Genomic DNA, 16,679 nt, shown 5'->3' on the forward strand with positions numbered 1-16,679 from the left:
CCCTGGAGCATCACGGCGACCGCTCGAACGCCTTCCTGGAGTTCTGACAGATGACCAGCCCTCTCCCGGCAAGGGCGCCCAGCCCGTGCAGGCCCACGCGCTCGCACCCACCTCCAGCCGGTCGTCCGGCCGCCGTTCGTCGACGACGGCCGCCGCCACGTGGTCGAGAACGTCGCCACCCACGGCTACCTCATCCACGAGTTCCTGTCCTCCCCGGCGTGCAACGACGTCACCCCCTGCCACGTGTTCGCCTGGACCGCGGACGTGACCCCTCCGGCCAACGAGTGGTACGTCGAGGATGCGCAGACGCGACGCTGCTCGGCGCCGGGCACGGCGATCGTGCCGGCCGGCCACCGCACGACCGGCCGAGCCTGGAGCCGAGCCGCCCTTGACGTAGCGACGTGTGGGGGGCCTCATGGGGTGCGCATGACGCTCTCCCGGTGACAAGGCGTGGCCAGGGTCAGGGGGAGGTGATCTGGGCGGCGATGGTGCCGTCATGGGTGGTCAGACCGCCGGGCGCCAGGCATTGCAGCGGGTTGACCAGGACGAAGGCCCAGACGAAGGCGGCACTGGCGCCGGTGAGTTCTCCGGCGGTGATGGTGCCGGTGCCGACCGTCTGCAGGATGCCGCCCGTGACGGTCAGGACGTAGGTCAGGGCGGCGGTGGAGGTCTGGCCGTTGTTCCAGGTGACGGTGAGCGGCCCGCCAGGTCCTGCGATGACGTCATTGCAGGCGGCACCGGGGATGGTGCCGCCGGTCAGGCTGAAGGAGCCGCTGGTCAGGGTGGGGTCGGTGGAGGTGCAGAAGGAGAAGGTGTCGATTTCGTCCGCGGCCACGTTCTGTGGGGTGAGGGTCAGGCCTGGGTTGTAGGTGGCGTGGCTGCTACCGGTGCAGGTGGTGGAGGAGGCCGCGTACGCGGCCGGGACGGGCATCAGCATGGCGGCCATCGCGGTCAGCAGGGCGAGCAGGACGACGGCTGGTAGCCGGAGTCGGCTGTGAGGGGGGCGGACGGTGGCGGACATCGGCATGAGGGGCTCCTGGCGGGCGGCTCGGGCAACGAGGCGGTGCCGGTGGTGAACGGCCGGGTCCGGGAACCCGGCAGTCCACCACGTGGATGTGTCAACGCGGATGTGTCAACGCGGATGTGTCAACGCGGATGTGTCAACGCGGATGTGTCAACGCGGAGAACAGGCGCGGGTGAGGCTCAGCAGCTGGTGGCGGTGTCGCCGGCGTCGGTGGCGCAGGTGTCGGAGCCGAGGCCGCCGTTGGCGGTGTCGCCGCTGACGCTGTCCTGCACGTCGATGTTGTCGTTGCCGAGGTTGCCGCTCATGGTGTCGGTGCCGTCGTGGTCGAGCAGGGTGTCGTTGCCGTTCTGGCCGTCGAGGTCGTCGTTTCCGGGGCCGCCGTAGATGTGGTCGGCACCGTTGTCGAACAGTCCCAGCAGCGCTTCGAGAAGGGTTTCGCCCTTGCTGTCGTCGTTGCCGGCTTCGCCGTAGATGGTGTCGTCGCCGTTGCCGCCGGCCAGGGTGTCGTCACCGTCGCCGCCGTACAGGGTGTCGTTGCTGTTGTCGCCCACGAGGGTGTCGGCGCCGGGCCCGCCGTAGAGGGTGTCGGTGCTGTTGCCGCCGGTGATGGTGTCGTTGCCGGCCAGACCGCAGATGATGTCGGCGCTGTTGCCGCCGTTCAACGTGTCGTTGCCGTTGGTGCCGGTGATCGTGCAGCCGAGCCCGTTGTTGACGGCGGTGTTCTCGGCGTCGCTGTCGTTACCGGCCGTGGGGTCGGCTTCGGCGGCGTCCACGGTGGCGGTGGCGGTCACCGTGCGGGTCGCGGCCGGCGACAGGGTGAGGGTGACGGTGGCGTTCGCGTTGGCGGCCAGATTGCCCAGGGTGCAGGACACGCTCGGGGCGGAGATGCTGCATGAGCCTTGCGAGCTGGTGGCCGACAGGATCCCGGCGGAGGCGCCGGACAGGGTGATCGAGGCGGTCACGCCGGTGGCGCCGGTGGGGCCGGTGTTGGTGACGGTGAGCGTGTCGGTGAAGGTGGTGCCCAGGCTGACCGGGTCGGCCGAGTCGGCCAGCGACGCCGCCAGGTCGGCGCCCGCGGGGCCCGCCGACCAGTCGGTGTAGATGGTGAAGCCGCTGCTGGGGACGTAGGCGGAGGCCTTGCCGGTGCCGTTGGGGTTCATCATCCACAGATCGTTGCCGCGGCCGTAAGCGATCTTGGTGCCGTCCGGGGCCCACAACGGGGTGAAGGAATCGTTGCTGTCGGTGGACAGGTCGGTCTGGCCGGTGCCGTTGGCGTTCATCACGTAGATCTGGCTGAGGCCGGTGGAGAAGTCGGAGCTGACGTAGGCGATCTTGCTGCTGTCGGGCGACCAGTTCGGGCTGCCGTTGAAAGTGGGGAAACCGACGCTGGTCAGCTGGGTGTTGCCGGTGCCGTTCGGGTTGATGGTGTAGATGTTGCCCGACGCGCTGTAGGCGATCTTGCTGCCGTCCGGCGACCAGGCGGGACCGGTGGCGCTGTTGCTGGTGCCCAGGTTGTTGGCGTTGGTGCCGTCGGCGTTCATCACCACCAGTCCGGCGGTGGAGGCGTAGACGATCTTGCTGCCGTCGCCGGAGAAGCTCATGCGGTCGTCGTAGGAGTTGGAACCGGTGGTGAGCTGGGTGACGCCGGTGCCGTCGGCGTTCATGGAGTAGATCTCCTGCCCGCTGTCGTAGCGGTGGAAGACGACGGTCGATCCGTCAGGTGAGGCGGTGGCGTAGGAGTCGTCGTGCGAGGTGCTGGTGAGCTGGGTGACGCCGGTCCCGTCGGGGTTGACGGAGTAGATGTCGCGGTTACCGGAGGCGTTGCTGGTGTAGTAGATCTTGCTGTTGCTGCCCGGGAACGAGGCGTGCGCCGGGGTCGTGCCGACGGTCAGGCCCGTCATCGCGAGCGTCAGGCTCGCGGTCAGCGCGGTCAGGCGGCGGCCCAGACCGCGGCGCGGGGCGGGGCGGGGTGTGGGGGCGGGCGGTGAAGCCGGTAAGGCGTTGTGCGACATGCGGTTCCTCTCCTGGTTGCTCCGGACCGCCTGCCCCCACGGCCCGTTTCCGGGCATGGCGAAGCCGGGTGGCAGGCGGATGAGACCGGCTCGCGCCCGCTCGGTCAGGGCGCGGCTCGGCATGCCTGAGCCCCGGCCCCGCACAGGGCTGGCCAGAGCCGGGTGACGCAGGTGCTGAGTTCCCCTGAACACCGGCCCGGCGCAGCCAGCGGCGCGATCGGTCAATGATCAGGACTTGGCGCGCCGGGGTGTACGGCGTGGCACGCCCGGTTCAGCCCGCCCGGTGGGGCGGTGAGGATACGCGCATCCGCTCTCCTTACGGTCTGCCAAGCAACGATGCGGGAGGGGGTGCGTACCCACCAGAGGCAGTGTCCGTCTGGCACGAGACGCTGGCAATGGGTCTGCAGATGGTCTTTTCCCGCAGACGTGACCAGTTCCGGACACTGCCATCCTGCTGGCCGCCGGACCCGCGCACACCGGTCCATTCGCAAGGCGTACGGGATGCGTTGGTGCTGGTGACCTCGCCCGGCGCCCCCTCGCGGCGCGGCCCCTGACGGATGGGTGGTCATCCTCAACGGGCCGGCCTTCCCTCGCTGCCACGCGCCGGCCCGGCAGCCCTTGACGGCCCTGGTCAAGGTCGCGGGAATCCGCCGGGCGGTCGAGGAGTCCTTCAAGCCGCCAAGGGTCAGGCCGGCCTGGGCCACCACCAGACGCGCGGCTGGACGGCGACATCCTGCGCCGGCCGGACGGGCGGCGTCGCCATCAGGCAATCGCACGACACTGCCACTACCAGCGCAGACCTCATCCATGATCATGATGTGTCGCCGAAGTGCCAGACGCGGGGGCCCGAGGCTCACAGGACAAGCTCAGCAAGGTTCGGCGTGTTGCCCGGCGGGCGCGCATGCACGGGGTGAGCCGGACCGTGTTGTCTTGGTCACGTTCGGTCGCGATGCTGGTGACATGAGCAGTCGAGGCAGGGGCAACTGGGTGGTGTCGCCGGTCGCGCTCGCGGTGGTGCCGGTCGCGCTCGGGCTGATGGGGAACCTGGCGACCGGCACCGTCGAGGTGAAGGTCTGGTGGTGGGCCCCGGCCACCTGGGTGCTGACCGGTGTGCTGGTCGTGGTCGCCGTCGCGGCGCAGGTCGTGCAGTCGCGCGCCGTGCCGCCGAGCCGGGAGGTGGTGATGCGCAGCGCCGTCGCGGAGTTGCGACGGAGGGTGCGGGAGCAGTGGGAGCACGAGGCGGTGGTGCGGGGCGTCCGTCAGCCGGTGCCGTTGCGGGTGCGGTGGTCCTCGACCGGCCGGCCGGTCGCGGGGGCGCGCCAGGTGGTGCTGGACGAACCGGAGAGCGCGTGGCAGGACATGCCGCTGGAAGGCGACGTCACGCAGATCGTGGAGAAGTTCCGCGGGCTGCCTCATCGGCAGTTGGTGGTGCTCGGAGAGGGAGGTGCGGGCAAGAGCGTCCTGGCGGTGCTGCTCACGCTCGGACTGATCGAGCGGTCGGCGGAGGATGACCCGGTCCCGGTGCTCCTGCCGGCTACTTCCTGGGATCCGCGGGAGGAGTCGGTACGACGGTTCGCGGCCCGGCGGCTGGCAGAGGACTACCCCATGCCGCCCGGCTTGCCGCAGGGCCGCAACCTGGCGGACCTGCTGATGAGCGAAGGCCGGTTGCTGCCGGTGCTGGACGGCCTGGACGAGCTCCCGGCCGAGTCGCAGGAGCGGGCGCTGCGGAAACTGGACGAGTTCGCCGCGACGGGACGGCCGCTGGTGGTCACCTGCCGCCCCCGCGAGTTCCAGCGAGCCGTGGACGCCGGCCGCCGGGTCATCTCCCGGGCCGCCGTCGTGGAGATCATGCCGGTCGGGGTGGAACAGGTGATCGCGTTCCTGTCCCACCCCGAGCCGTTCCGGCATCGCTGGGAACCGGTCTTCACCCACCTGCGTGACGCCCCCGACGGACAGCTCGCGGGGGTGTTGTCCACGGCCTTGACGGTGTCGCTGGCCCGTACGGCCTACACGTCCCCGGCCACCGACCCCACGGCCCTGACCCGTCTCGGCAGCCGGGACGCCGTCACCGCGGCGCTCATGGACACGTTCGTGACCAGTGTCCACGACCCCGACCGGCCGGTGCCGCCCGACGGGCGACCCCCGCGCCGCCACACCTCCGCCGCCGCCAGACGCTGGCTCGGGTCGCTCGCCCTGCATCTGCGGCTCGTGGGCAGGACGGAACTGGTGTGGTGGCAGTTGTCGCCCGACCTCTACACCTTCAACGCGGAGGTGATCAGGGTACGGGCCGTGACGGTCGTCGCCGCCATCGTGGGCGCGGGAGTCACGGTGGTGGCCGGCGCGGCGCCGGGGGGTGCGGCGGCGTTCAGCGTGGCGGCCCCCCTGGCCGCCGCCGGGGCAGGCCTGTTGCGGCCGCTCTGGCCGCACGCCTACCCGGTTCACGCGCCCACCTCCTACTCGCCGGTCCGCCGATCCTGGGTCATGGCGCTGCGAGCCGGCTTCGGCGTCGCGCCGGGGCTGCTGACCGGGGTCATCATCGGCGAGCCGCTGGTGGGGACGGCCGGTGCGCTGGTCGTCGGGCTGATCACCCTGGTCATGCCGTTCCTGCCGTCGCGGACCGGGCCGCGTGGCACCACCCCACGTGCCACGCTGATCGCCAACCACCGCGCCACCGCCGTCGCCGCCGCCCAGCACGGCGGCACCGCCGCACTGGTCTTCGCCGCCTGCGCCGCGGTTCCGGCCCCGGCAGTGATCTCCTGGACGGCCCCTAGCAGCGCCACTGCCAGCGCCACAGTGACCGCCGCCGTCGCCGCCGCAGCCGTTTACGGCTGGTTCGCGGCCTGCGGCGCGGGACTGTGGACCTGGATCGACTACAAGATCACCCATGTTCGTCTCGCCGCCAAGGGGCGGCTCCCGTGGAGGCTGTGGGCTTTCCTCGAGGACCAGCATCAGCGCCAAACACTGCGCCAGTCAGGAACCGCCTGGCAGTTCCGGCACGCCCTGCTGCAACACCACCTCGCCGCCACCCCGTACGCCGAGCACCTGTACACCTGCGCCCGCCAAGGCGACGCGGACGCTCTCGGTCTCCTCGCCGACCGGCTGGTCGAGGAGGACCGGCTCGAGGACGCCGTCGCCATGCTCGGCGCATGGGCCGACCACCGTGTCTCGGGCACGGCCGCGTCCGCCGGCCTCAAACTGGCCCGCTTGCTGGCCGAGCACGGCCGCGTCGAGGAACTGCGCGCCCGGGCCGAGGCGGGCGACGCGCACGCCTGGTCGATCTTGGCCTACCAGCTGGAACGGCAGGGCCGGATCGAGGAGGCCGTCAGTGTGCTCCGTCCGCACGCGGCCCGGGGCGCGGCTCCACAACTGGCTCGGCTCCTCGCCCGCCAGGACGGCGCTCAGGAGGCCATCGACCTCCTTCTCGCCCATCCGGAGCAGGACCCTCACTGGGCCGGCACGCTGGCCGAGCTGCTGGCTCGGCAGAGCCGGACCGAAGAGTTGCGCGCCCGCGCCGACCGGGGCGATCGCGCGGCCGGCGACCGGCTGGCCCGGCTGCTCGCCGAACAGGGGCGCGTGGAAGAGCTGCGAACGCGTGCCACGGCGGGCGATCCCGACGCCGCCGTCCGTCTCGCGCGGCAGAGCCCTGTGGGGGAGGCCTTCACCCTGCTGCGTCCGCACGCCGACCGGGGCGACCGCGCGGCCGGCGACCGGCTGGCCCGGCTGCTCGCCGAACAGGGGCGCGTGGAAGAGCTGCGAACGCGTGCCACGGCGGGCGACCCGCACGCCGCTCACCACCTCGCCCGGCTGCTCGCCCGGCAGGGACAGTCGGAGGACGCGGTCACTCTGCTCCTGCCATACGCAGTCCCGGCGGAGCGATCCGTCGAGACGCACGCCGTCCTGCCGTTGCTCAGCTGTCTTCTGACGAGGGTAGGACGGGAGGAAGAGGCCCTCACCATGCTCGTCGCCCACGCTCACCTGGGCGACCCCGTCGCCGTCAGGCTGCTGGCCGACCGTGATCCCCGCCCCGAGGAAGCCTGATCGGCAGGGCCGCACGTGGCGTCCTGGGTGGCGCCGGGTTCGGCGAAGGGCATCACCGAAGCGCACGCCCCGCAGGTCGTCGCGCTGCCCCCCAGCAGCGGACACCGTGGCCGGGCCGTGCCATCCCCTCGCCATCACAGTCGAGTACATCCGCGCCTGTACGCCCTTCGCGACAGCACTGCGAAGAGGCTCTCGCCGCCCGCAGAGGGCGACGCGGACCCAGAGTGGGCAGTCCGCGCGCTACGGGATCAGCGGGTCTTCGCCGCCCACTGATCCGATGGCGGCATCATGCGATGCGATTCACGCTGGATGCTCACTCAAGCAAGCCGCGACGCCCGCCGGGCGACCCTGAGAAGGTGCCGACAGCTCACTTTCACCGCTGTCAGCCTCCGCTGCCGGAGGCGCAAGCACTGCTTGCAGCGCTCCTTGGTCACGGGGCAGCCGGCGCGCACCCGAGGGATGGTCCCCCCTCCATCCCGACAGGGCCCAGAAAGGGCACGTGCGGGCCACGGGCGCGAGAGACGGTCGCCCGCACGTCGTCGAGGTCTTCGATCCGGCCTCGGGGCGGCGCAGGCTCACGCCGGAGGAGTTCGACCTCGGGTTCACCGGGGTCGTGCTGGCCTTCGAGCCGGGGCCGGACCTCAGCGTCCAGGGGCCCGAGCGGCGTCCGTGGCGGGCGAACCTGCTGCGCGCCCTGCTCGTCCGCCACCGCACGGGCCGACACGGAGTTCACCGGCGGGGTGGTCGGACAGCTCTTCGCGCTGCCGTACGGGTACTTCACCCTGCGCGGGACGAGCGACCTGGTCATGAGCACGCAGAGCGCGGCCAGCCTGAGGGCCATGCCGTCCGGCCAGGTGCTGTCGGCGCTCCTCGACGGCCCGCCGGCCGTGGTGCTCGTGATCCTCGTGCTGGCGAGCGACCCCGTGCTCGGCGGGTGCCTGGCCGCGATGGCGGCCGTCCAGGTCGTCCTGCTGATCCTGACCCGCAGGCGGATCGCCGACCTCACCGGGCGCGGGCTGACCGCCGCCGCCACGACCCAGGGCCGGCTCATCGAGTCCATGGGGGGGCTCGACGGCGGGCCGAGCCTGGGAACGATGCTCGCGCTCAACGCGCTCGCCGTCTCCGCGCTCACCCCGCTGACCTCACTGCTGACCGGCCTCCAGGAGCTCCAGGAGGCCGGAGCCCACGTCGAGCGGCTCGCCGACATCGTCGAGGCCGAGCCGGAACGCACCGGCGGCGCGCGGCCACCGCTGCGCGGACAGGTGCCGCTGAGCGGCGTCGGGTTCCGCTTCGACCCGCGTTCCCCCTGGACGCTCAGGGACGTCACGCTCAGGATCGATCCAGGACAGAAGGTCGCGCTGGTGGGCAGCTCGGGCTCGGGCAAGAGCACGCTGGGCAGGATCCTGCTCGGCCGGTACGAGCCGGTCGAGGGCGAGATCCGCTACGACGGGGCCCCGGCGCGCGACCTGGACCCCGGCTGGCTGCGCAGCCGGTTCGGCGTGGTCACCCAGGACCCGCACCTGTTCACCGGACCATCAGGGAGAGCATCGCCCTGGTGCGGGCCCTGCTGCCCGAGCCGCGGATCCTGCTGCTGGACGAGGCCGCCAGCCACCTGGACACCGTGGCCGAAACGGCCATCGAGCACAACCTCGCGGCCCTGCCGCTGACCCGCGTCGTGATCGCCCACCGGCTGAGCACCCTGCGCGACGCCGACCAGATCCTCGTCATCGAGGTGGGCCGGGTGGCCGAGCGGGGAACCCACGACGAGCTGATGCGATCCGGCGGACGGTAAGCGGCCCTGTCCGACCTGACCCGCCCCCGGCTCACCGCTTCGCGGACCGATCCACGCTTCGCCGGATGACGCCCGGCGCCTCCACCCCGCCAGGCGTCGGCCAGGCTCTTCATCAGCGAGGCGAGCATCAAGGCCGCAACCACGCCGGGCCGCGCGCCGTCCCGGCCCGGGACAAGCCGCTTCCGTGGGAGGGCGCGCAATGGATCACGCCCGGCTCCTGGCCGTCAGGGGCAGTTGGTGGAGAACGGCACCCGCCCCAGCCGGCCTGCGATCTCGCCAGCCAGACGTCCGGCCGCCACCTGCGCCAGCAGCGGCGAGAACTCCTCACGTACCCCACCGGCCACCGGCAGCACCGTTCCGGCGGCCGCCGCGAGCTCGGTGTCGTCGGCCTCGCCGACGGCGATCACGGTACGGCCGAGCGCGCGGGCGCGCCGTGCCACGGCCAGCGCCAGCTGCCTGGTACGGCTCGGCGTCGCGAACACCAGCGTCGGCAGGTCCCGTGGGCGGGCCAGGACTTCCACGTGCTCCCATTCCTCAAACTGCTGCGCGGCGGCGAACACTCCGGCCGCCTCAACGAGCTTGGCGGCGGCGAAATGGGCGCTGCCGTAGCCGGGACCGCTGCCCAGCGCCAGGACCACCGAGGTCCCGGCGACCTGCTCGGCGACCTGCTCGGCGACCAGGGCGCAGCTGTGCCCTAGGAGGTCGGTGGTGGCCGCCACGGCGTCGGCCACCGTTGCGAGCTCGGCGCCGATGGCGTCGGCTCCGTGGTCCCCGAGGTGGCCGCGAGCCCGTCCGATCTCGATCGCGACCAGGTACAGGGGCAGGAGACTGGCCTGGAAGGTACGGATTCCCGGGCACGGCAGCAACCCGGCCAACGGCAGCACCAGCGCCCGCTGGGCGGCCCGGGTCACGGCGCTCCCTTCGGTCGAGGTGACGGCCAGCGTCCGAGCGCCGTTCCTGGTGGCGCAGGCCAGCGCGTCGACGACCTGGGCGTTGCCGCCCGAGGCGGAGACGCCCACGACCAGCGTGTGCACTCCGGCTCGGCGCTCCCAGGGGGTGCCGTACTCCAGCAGGCGCAGCGGGCTGACCGGTTCGCATGCCACCCCGCCGAAGGTGTGGAAGGCCATCTCGGTGGCTAGCGCCGCGTGCAGGGAGTCGCCGTTGCCGGTCACGACCACCCGGGTCAGGCCGTCCCACCCGAAGGTGTTCTCCCGTTGCCGTACGGCCTTCGCGACCGCGGGGTAGCAGGCGCGCAGGTCCTCACTCAGCGCGGCGACCTGGCGGGGGATCTCCGCCAGCGTGTAGGGAGAGGTATCGGTCATGTCCCGCCTTCCTCTTTTGCCGGCCGACACTGCGCTCGGCGTCGCCTTCAGTCGTAGGGTGGCGCGATCACATCTGGGCGGAGCGCACGATGCCCACGTAGGCCGCGACCTTGTCCTTGTCGATCACGCCGCCCCAGCCTCCGCTCTCCAGGCAGGTGCCGACGAATGCCCCGTCCGCACCCTCGACTGACCCTAGGAGGCGGGCGGCGTTGCCGTGATGGGTGTGCCCAGCCAGGATGATCGGCAGCCCGGGGCAGGACGCCCGGACGGCGGCGACCATGCCCATCGTGGCGTCGTCGTCGCGGTGACAGAGCGAGACCGCGTCCGCGCCGGCCTGCCGTGCCGTCGCGGCGACCTCGGCGACCGTCTTACCGCCGCCGAACCAGGAGAAGTGCATCGACTCGACTTCGGCGACCAGCGCGATGTCCTGGGCGCTGATCTTGCTGCGGTACTCCGCCACCGCGAGCGGGTCGCCCTGCACCAGGCCGCCCGCGGTCATCGTCGCCCCGACCAGCGTGCCGATTCGGGTGAAGTGGCCGCCGGCGACCTGCGTCACCGCCAGGGAGGCCTGGACGGCGTTGCGCATCAGCTGGGCCCCGACCTTGAACCCGGGCCCGGCGGCTGCCGCGACGGCGCGGGTGATGAGGGCCATGGCCGCGATCCGCGCAGGGTCGCAGTCCGTTCCGGCAGCGTACACCCGGTCCACGGTCTGGATCAGGCATCCGTCCGCGCCGCCGTCCACGAGCGCCCGCGCGCAGGCGACGGCCCGCTCCACGATCGGTTCGACACCGCCCCCGTCATGGTGGGGAGTTCCGGGCAGCGGCGGCAGATGGATCATGCCCAGGATCAGCTTGCCGCTTCCCAGCCACGATGCTCCGCCCGCGCCCGCCATGGCCACCTCTTCCGCCCTGGACCGCCCGCGGGGGCGGTCGACGTCAAGATCTCAGGCCCTTCCCACCATGACACCGTTCCCGCCCTTCGCCCACCCCCCAAGTGCGAGGAACTCCTGCGCATCGCCGGCCCGCTCATCCCGGCCGCCTACTCGACGTCGGCCAGCTGGACCGTGTGACTGCCACCGACACCCGCGGGAACCTGCTGCGGATCTCCGCCGCCCGGCCCGGCCGTGCCTCCGAGACCACCACCGCCCGCCACCACAACCTCGTGCAGAAGCTACGGCAGGCGGACCCGGGCGCCCTGGCCGACCTCGGCTTCGTCGGGCTCTACGACGACCCCGACGACCCGATCATCATCACCGGCCTTGCGCAGACCGGGGAAGCCGCGCAGCGAGTTGGCGACGGTGGCGCCCGCGCGAGGCGGCTCACGTCGCACCTGATGGCCCGCTTGAGCCGCCAGCTCGGCGAAGTGCAAGACGACGGCCTTGGCACCTGCTGCGGCTTCGTCGATCAGGGCATCCTAAGCGGCGCGGGGCCGGCGGCATCGAGGAGCCCGATCACGATCTCGAGGGCGGTAGCCGACCGCGTGTCCTGACCAGCCGCTACACGCTCCAGGAGCTCGCGCGCATGTGCCCGGTAGACAGCTTCGGTGCTCACACAGCGCCCGGCGGCACCGCTGTGTCGATCGGCTGTGCACCAGAATGAGACTGGCCGGCAGTGGGTCACGGTGTCAGGACGACACGCCGGAAGACCTCGCCGGCATCCATCCGCCGGTGGGCCTCTGCTGCGGCTTCGAGCGGGAGGACGGCGTGGACGACGGCGCTGAGGTCGCCCCGCGCCGCGGCTTCGAACTGGTCGGTGCGTACCCGGGCCAGGTCAGCTCGCGGCACCGTGTCCAGACTGAAGGTCGCGACCGACACCGACTGCCGGAACCGGCTCAGCAGGGCCGATCCAAAGTCCGCCGGGGGAGGCCCGGCGACGAGCCCGATCAGCACTAGACGACCCTTGGGTGCGAGCCGCACGAGGAACGAGGGCAGCGCCGGCCCGGCGACGATGTCGACGATCACATCGAAGCCATCCGGCGCGAGACCGCGTGCACTGTTCCCCTCACGGTCGAGCACGTGTGTCGCGCCGTGCTCCATCAGCCGCTCGCCCCGCCCGGCTGACGACGTGGTCACCGCGACTGCCCGTGCGCCGGCTCGGGCTGCGATCTCGACGCCTGCGATGAAGCCGGCCTGTCGCCGATGGCGGTTCCGTTGGTCCACGATCCTGTCTTCCCTGCGCAGGATGCCCGGCTCGACCGGGTGTTTCGGCCGCTTGATGATCATGCTCGGGCAGCGCGCGTTGCGCGATCCTGGCGCGCAGGTCGAGTCCGGGGGCCGACCACCCGGCTGACCAGCCGGGCGGCCCACGGGCCGCATCAGCCTGGACACGCCGACGACGTGAGTCCGTCTGTCGTCTACAGAATCGACGACGATCGAGGGAACAGGGCCTGAACGGCGGCGCGGACAGAGCCGCTCGCCTGCTCGGGTGTCGAGGTGTCGAACTTCCCATCGAGGTGAAGGAAGGCGAGGCCATGGGCCAGCGCCCAGACCGCGTCCGCCAACGGCTCGGGTTCACGGTCGGGAAAGACGCTGCGTACCAGGTTGTGCAGGTAGCCGGAGATGGCGGTGATCGCGGCGGCGCGCTCCTGGCTGGACGGATCGCACGGCTCGGCGAACATGACCTTGAACATCGCGGGCCGTTCGATGGCGAAGCGAACGTAGGCGACCGCGATGTCGGCGAGGTCGTCGGGACTCTTGGGTGCCGGATGGACTGCGGCCAGGTGCTCGGTGAGCTCGCGGTAGCCCTGTGCGGCCACCGCGGAGACGAGCGCGTCGCGGTCGGCGAAGTGACGGTAGGGGGCCGTCGGCGACACGCCCGCCCGTCGTGCCACCGCCCGCAGCGAAAGCCCTGCGGCGCCGTCCTCTTCCAGGAGTTCCCGGGCGGCACGCAGGCAGGCGGCGCGCAGATCGCCGTGGTGGTACGGGCTGCCGGGCTGCGACACGGGACACTCCGTTCGATGTATGCGCTGCACACAATCGTACCGTGGCGAGGTCAGCGGACGCCGAGGGTCTTCAGGAGACCGTCGGCGCCGTGGCGGCGGCCGCGCGGCCGCGGGCCGGGTTGCGGGACCAGACGCTGGCGTTGAGCCCGTACGGCGAGCCGTTGGCGCGCGCGCGATCGCCTCCTCGTCGTCGCGGACGGGGTAGATCGCGACGACCGCTCCGAAGGTCTCGTGCGCGTACAGCGTCATGTCCGGGGTGACGTCGATGAGGATGGGGGTTCGTAGAACAGCGGCTCCAGGTCGGGCCGCGGCCGGCCCCCGGCCAGGACGGTCGCGCCATTGGCGACGGCGTCCTCGACGTGCGCGGTGACGGTGGCCAGTTGTGCCAGGGTGGTGAGGCTGCCCACGTCGACGCTGTAGTCGTAGGAGGCGCCCAGCGTGAGCCGCTTCGCGCGGGCGACGAACGCGGTGACGAACGCGGTGACGAACGCGGTGACGAACGCGGCGAGGAACCGGTCGCGGATCGACCCGGCGACATACAGTCGCTCGGTGGAGACGCAGAGCTGCCCGGCAGAGGGGAAGCAGGGGGCGATGGCGCCGTCGGCGGCTCGCTCGAGGGCGGTGTCGTCGAGGACGAGCATGGCGTTCTTGCCGCCGAGCTCCAGGGAGGCACCGATGAGCCGTTCGGCCGCGCCGTGCTCCATGACCCACTGGCCCACGGCGTAGTTCTGCTCGATCCTGGGTCGGGTGCTTCGCCTCCGGCGCGCGGTCGTAGACGGGGAACACCCCGGCCGCGCCCGCGCCGACGACGAGCTCGCGGAACAGGCGGTCGTAAGTCTTGTCGTCGCCGAAGACCCAGCCGGCGCCGTGGATGCAGAACACCACCGGCAGCGGCCCGCTGACCCCTTTCGGCCGGATGACCCGGGTGCGGACCGTGCCCCACCGGCCGGCGTCCACCTCGACCCACTCCTCGTCCACGTCCGTGCGGGGCACGCTGGGGCGTTCTGCAGGCCGAGCAGGATGTCGCGACCCTGCTCCGGAGGGACCTCGTAAATCCGGGGGCGGGCCGGTCGCCTCGGCCAGCTCCTTGGCGGCGGGCTCATCGCCGCGCCGCCGCCTGCACCAAGACCGAGGTACAGCGTGATCGCGGTGATGTTCACTCCGTGCCACGAGCACAGGCATGCTCTGCCGTGGGCTTGACGGGCTGCGCCTGGTGGGCGCCCCAAGACACTTCGCGACGGCGGCGACTTGTCTACCCGGAGTGACGAATCTTGAGTCCTGGCCCCGGGGCGAGTGTTGACGCGCCGAGATGCAGTCCGCCGGCCGGGCACGCCGGGGGCTTACTCGTTGACCAGAAGGATCTTGCCGACGTGTTGGGAGCCGGCCATGAGCTGGTGGGCCTGGGCCGCCTCGGACATGGGCAGGAGCTGGTCGATGATCGGCCGGACCGCCCCGGTTTCGATCATGGGCCAGACGTGCTCGCGCAACGCCGCGACGATCCCGGCTTTCTGTTCGCCCGACCGCGAGCGCAAGGTGGTGCCGAACACCGACTTGCGCCTGAAGACCAGCTCGACGAGGTTGAGCTTGCCCTCGAAGCCGCCCTGCATGCCGATGATGACGAGCCGCCCGTCGAGGTCGAGTGAGCGCACGTTGCGCTCCAGGTAGTCGCCGCCAATGACGTCCAGGATGACGTCGTAGGGGCCGAAGTCGGCGAAGTCGTCGGTGCGGTAGTCGATCGTCACGTCGGCGCCGAGCTCCCGCACCCGTGCGGTCTTGGCGGCGCCGCTGACGGTGGTGACGACGCGCGCTCCCAGCGCCTTGGCGATCTGGATCGCCATCGTGCCGACGCCGCCGGCTCCGCCGTGCATGAGGAAGGTCTCGCCCTCGGCCAGGCGTGCGGTCATGACCACGTTCGACCACACGGTGGCAGCCGCCTCCGGCAGCGCCGCGGCCTCGACCAGCCCGACCCCCTCGGGCACGGGCAGCAGCTGCCCGGCGGGGACGGCCACCTTCTGCGCGTAACCGCCGCCGGTCAGCAGTGCGCACACCTCCTGGCCCACCTGCCAGCCGCCCACCCCCTCGCCCAGGGCACTGATCCGGCCCGACACCTCCAGCCCCGGGTACGGCGAGGCACCCTCGGGCACGATGTAGAGCCCCAGCCGCTGGGCGACGTCGGCGCCGTTCAACGCGGTGGCGGCCACATCGATGAGTACCTCACCGGCAGCGGGGACCGGGTCGTCGACCTCGGTCCACTCCAGCACCTCCGGGCCGCCGGGCTCCCTGATCGTGATCGCCTTCATGGTGTCGTCTCCTGTCGGTGAAAGGCTCGCCTGCGGCACTCCAGGCGCACAAGGCACGAATGTTTACACTGCTTATATTACGTGAAAGTTTGCACTGCAAACATCGTGAACGGGCCGTCCGGCGCGCCGGCAGTGGTCGAAGCCAGTCCGCGGAGCGGACAGGGTGTGCTCAGGCCCTGATGACCGTGGAATCGGTCGTGCGAGGTCGATGAGGCTCTGTGGAGGCATCGCTCCAGGGAGAGCGGTGCTACGCGTTCTCCATGATGGGGTTGCGTCCGAAGGTGTGTCCGGCGAATGCATCGCGAGATGCCGCCCCTAGGGATGCTTCACGTGGTGGTGGAGCATGAGCCGGCTGCCGGTGGTGCCGGTAACCGTGAACAGCCGTTCGAGTTCCTCCGCCGAGGGCGCATGGAACGGTGTAGTCCTTGCCGGCAGAAGTGTTGTAGGCGTTGATCGGGCGGAGCGGTTCAGGGGGAGGGATTGGTTTAGTCGGTAGTGTGCCTTTTTGTGCCGTTTACCCTAATTCATCCTATTGTCGTGGTGCCGTTGCGCCGTCTTCTGCCGCCGGTGGCGCTGGCCGCCGGGGCGATGGCCCCCGACCTTCCCTACTTCGTCCCCTACGGGATCGTCGACATGATCCCGCTCGGGCCGTGGTGGCCGCTACTGGATGCTGGATACACCCACAGTGTTCAGGCGAGCGCACTGGTCGCCGACGTGGTGCTGGCGCTGGCGCTGGCGGGAGTGATCACGGTGTGTGCCGCCCCGGCGCGCGCTCTGCTACCCCAGGCAGTGATCCGGCGAGTGGGGCGTCGCAGCCGGCCGCGGGCAGCACACTGGGCGTGGTGGCCATTGGCCGCCGCCGTCGGGATCGCCACCCATCTCGTCTGGGACCGCCTGGTGGATCAGTGGCTCGGGGCTCTCGGGGACTCGATCGTCATGGAGGACGAGGGGGTCCATCTGGTGGGTTCGCTGATCACGCTTGCGGCCCTGGGCTGGGCCTGCTGGTGGCTGTGGCGCAGGCCGCTGAGCGAGCCGGTGCCCCAGCCGGGCCCACGGGTACGACTGGGGCTGCTGGCGGCGATGGGGCTCCTGGCGGCCGTGCTGGTCACGATGCTGGGCGCCGGGCTGGTGCTTCGATCGCTGGTGACGCTGACGATCGACGCGGTCGTGCTGGTACTGCTGGCCTACGCCGCCTTCCATCGCCTGGTCCCGTCTCGGACAGCACGCTGATCCGTCGGGCCCGGCTAAGGG

Annotated in this window: 13 protein-coding genes and 2 pseudogenes; 6 read left to right on the top strand and 9 right to left on the bottom strand. The window is 71.4% G+C overall.

Annotated elements, in window-relative coordinates:
- Nucleotides 1-159: 159 nt before the first annotated feature.
- Nucleotides 160-444, top strand: coding sequence for a hypothetical protein (locus tag AB0C33_RS45010; RefSeq protein WP_358299952.1), 285 nt, complete (start codon nucleotides 160-162; stop codon nucleotides 442-444).
- A gap of 16 nt (nucleotides 445-460) precedes the next feature.
- Here the strand turns inward: AB0C33_RS45010 and AB0C33_RS45015 are convergent, their stop codons facing one another.
- Both AB0C33_RS45015 and AB0C33_RS45020 read right to left on the bottom strand, forming a co-directional pair.
- A complete protein-coding gene (locus AB0C33_RS45015; RefSeq protein ID WP_358299955.1) occupies nucleotides 461-1,027 on the bottom strand; it encodes a hypothetical protein in 567 nt (188 codons plus the stop codon).
- Nucleotides 1,028-1,203: 176 nt separating this feature from the next.
- Nucleotides 1,204-3,036 carry a DPP IV N-terminal domain-containing protein gene (locus tag AB0C33_RS45020; protein ID WP_358299958.1) on the bottom strand — a complete coding sequence of 611 codons (1,833 nt, stop codon included), beginning with the start codon at nucleotides 3,034-3,036 and terminating at the stop codon, nucleotides 1,204-1,206.
- Between the two features lie 960 nt (nucleotides 3,037-3,996).
- Between AB0C33_RS45020 and AB0C33_RS45025 the strand changes: the two genes are divergently transcribed.
- From AB0C33_RS45025 to AB0C33_RS45035, 3 genes are all read left to right on the top strand, one after another.
- On the top strand, nucleotides 3,997-7,074 hold the full coding sequence (locus AB0C33_RS45025) for an NACHT domain-containing protein (protein ID WP_358299961.1): 3,078 nt from the start codon (nucleotides 3,997-3,999) through the stop codon (nucleotides 7,072-7,074).
- A 740-nt stretch (nucleotides 7,075-7,814) separates the two neighbouring features.
- Complete coding sequence (locus AB0C33_RS45030) at nucleotides 7,815-8,741, top strand: ATP-binding cassette domain-containing protein (protein ID WP_358299963.1); 927 nt, start codon at nucleotides 7,815-7,817, stop codon at nucleotides 8,739-8,741.
- Complete coding sequence (locus AB0C33_RS45035; RefSeq protein ID WP_358299966.1) at nucleotides 8,696-8,866, top strand: hypothetical protein; 171 nt, start codon at nucleotides 8,696-8,698, stop codon at nucleotides 8,864-8,866. Before AB0C33_RS45030 ends, AB0C33_RS45035 begins: the two co-directional genes overlap by 46 nt.
- A 224-nt stretch (nucleotides 8,867-9,090) precedes the next feature.
- Here the strand turns inward: AB0C33_RS45035 and AB0C33_RS45040 are convergent, their stop codons facing one another.
- Nucleotides 9,091-10,188 (bottom strand): SIS domain-containing protein, encoded by a 1,098-nt coding sequence (locus AB0C33_RS45040; protein ID WP_358299969.1) that lies wholly within the window; start codon nucleotides 10,186-10,188, stop codon nucleotides 9,091-9,093.
- 67 nt (nucleotides 10,189-10,255) lie between these two features.
- Complete coding sequence (locus AB0C33_RS45045; RefSeq protein ID WP_358299972.1) at nucleotides 10,256-11,080, bottom strand: BtpA/SgcQ family protein; 825 nt, start codon at nucleotides 11,078-11,080, stop codon at nucleotides 10,256-10,258.
- 173 nt (nucleotides 11,081-11,253) lie between these two features.
- Here AB0C33_RS45045 and AB0C33_RS45050 point away from each other — a divergent pair, with 173 nt between their 5' ends.
- The gene (locus tag AB0C33_RS45050; RefSeq protein ID WP_358299975.1) at nucleotides 11,254-11,676 is read left to right on the top strand and encodes a hypothetical protein; all 423 of its coding nucleotides are present in this window, start codon (nucleotides 11,254-11,256) and stop codon (nucleotides 11,674-11,676) included.
- Between the two features lie 127 nt (nucleotides 11,677-11,803).
- Here AB0C33_RS45050 and AB0C33_RS45055 read toward each other — a convergent pair whose 3' ends face one another.
- The 5 genes and pseudogenes from AB0C33_RS45055 to AB0C33_RS45075 form a co-directional block, all read right to left on the bottom strand.
- Nucleotides 11,804-12,409: a zinc-binding dehydrogenase gene (locus tag AB0C33_RS45055; protein WP_358299978.1), complete on the bottom strand. Its 606-nt coding sequence runs from the start codon at nucleotides 12,407-12,409 to the stop codon at nucleotides 11,804-11,806.
- 131 nt (nucleotides 12,410-12,540) lie between these two features.
- Nucleotides 12,541-13,128, bottom strand: coding sequence for a TetR/AcrR family transcriptional regulator (locus AB0C33_RS45060; RefSeq protein ID WP_358300018.1), 588 nt, complete (start codon nucleotides 13,126-13,128; stop codon nucleotides 12,541-12,543).
- Between the two features lie 225 nt (nucleotides 13,129-13,353).
- A pseudogene (locus AB0C33_RS45065) lies at nucleotides 13,354-13,832 on the bottom strand (aldehyde dehydrogenase family protein); the annotation flags it as partial.
- A gap of 94 nt (nucleotides 13,833-13,926) precedes the next feature.
- A pseudogene (locus tag AB0C33_RS45070) lies at nucleotides 13,927-14,310 on the bottom strand (hypothetical protein); the annotation flags it as partial.
- Between the two features lie 158 nt (nucleotides 14,311-14,468).
- A complete protein-coding gene (locus AB0C33_RS45075) occupies nucleotides 14,469-15,428 on the bottom strand; it encodes an NAD(P)H-quinone oxidoreductase (protein ID WP_358299981.1) in 960 nt (319 codons plus the stop codon).
- Nucleotides 15,429-15,935: 507 nt separating this feature from the next.
- Here AB0C33_RS45075 and AB0C33_RS45080 point away from each other — a divergent pair.
- The gene (locus AB0C33_RS45080) at nucleotides 15,936-16,658 is read left to right on the top strand and encodes a DUF4184 family protein (RefSeq protein ID WP_358299984.1); all 723 of its coding nucleotides are present in this window, start codon (nucleotides 15,936-15,938) and stop codon (nucleotides 16,656-16,658) included.
- The last annotated feature ends 21 nt before the right edge of the window (nucleotides 16,659-16,679 follow it).

This window comes from Nonomuraea sp. NPDC048881 (assembly GCF_040649795.1).
Lineage (GTDB): Bacteria > Actinomycetota > Actinomycetes > Streptosporangiales > Streptosporangiaceae > Nonomuraea.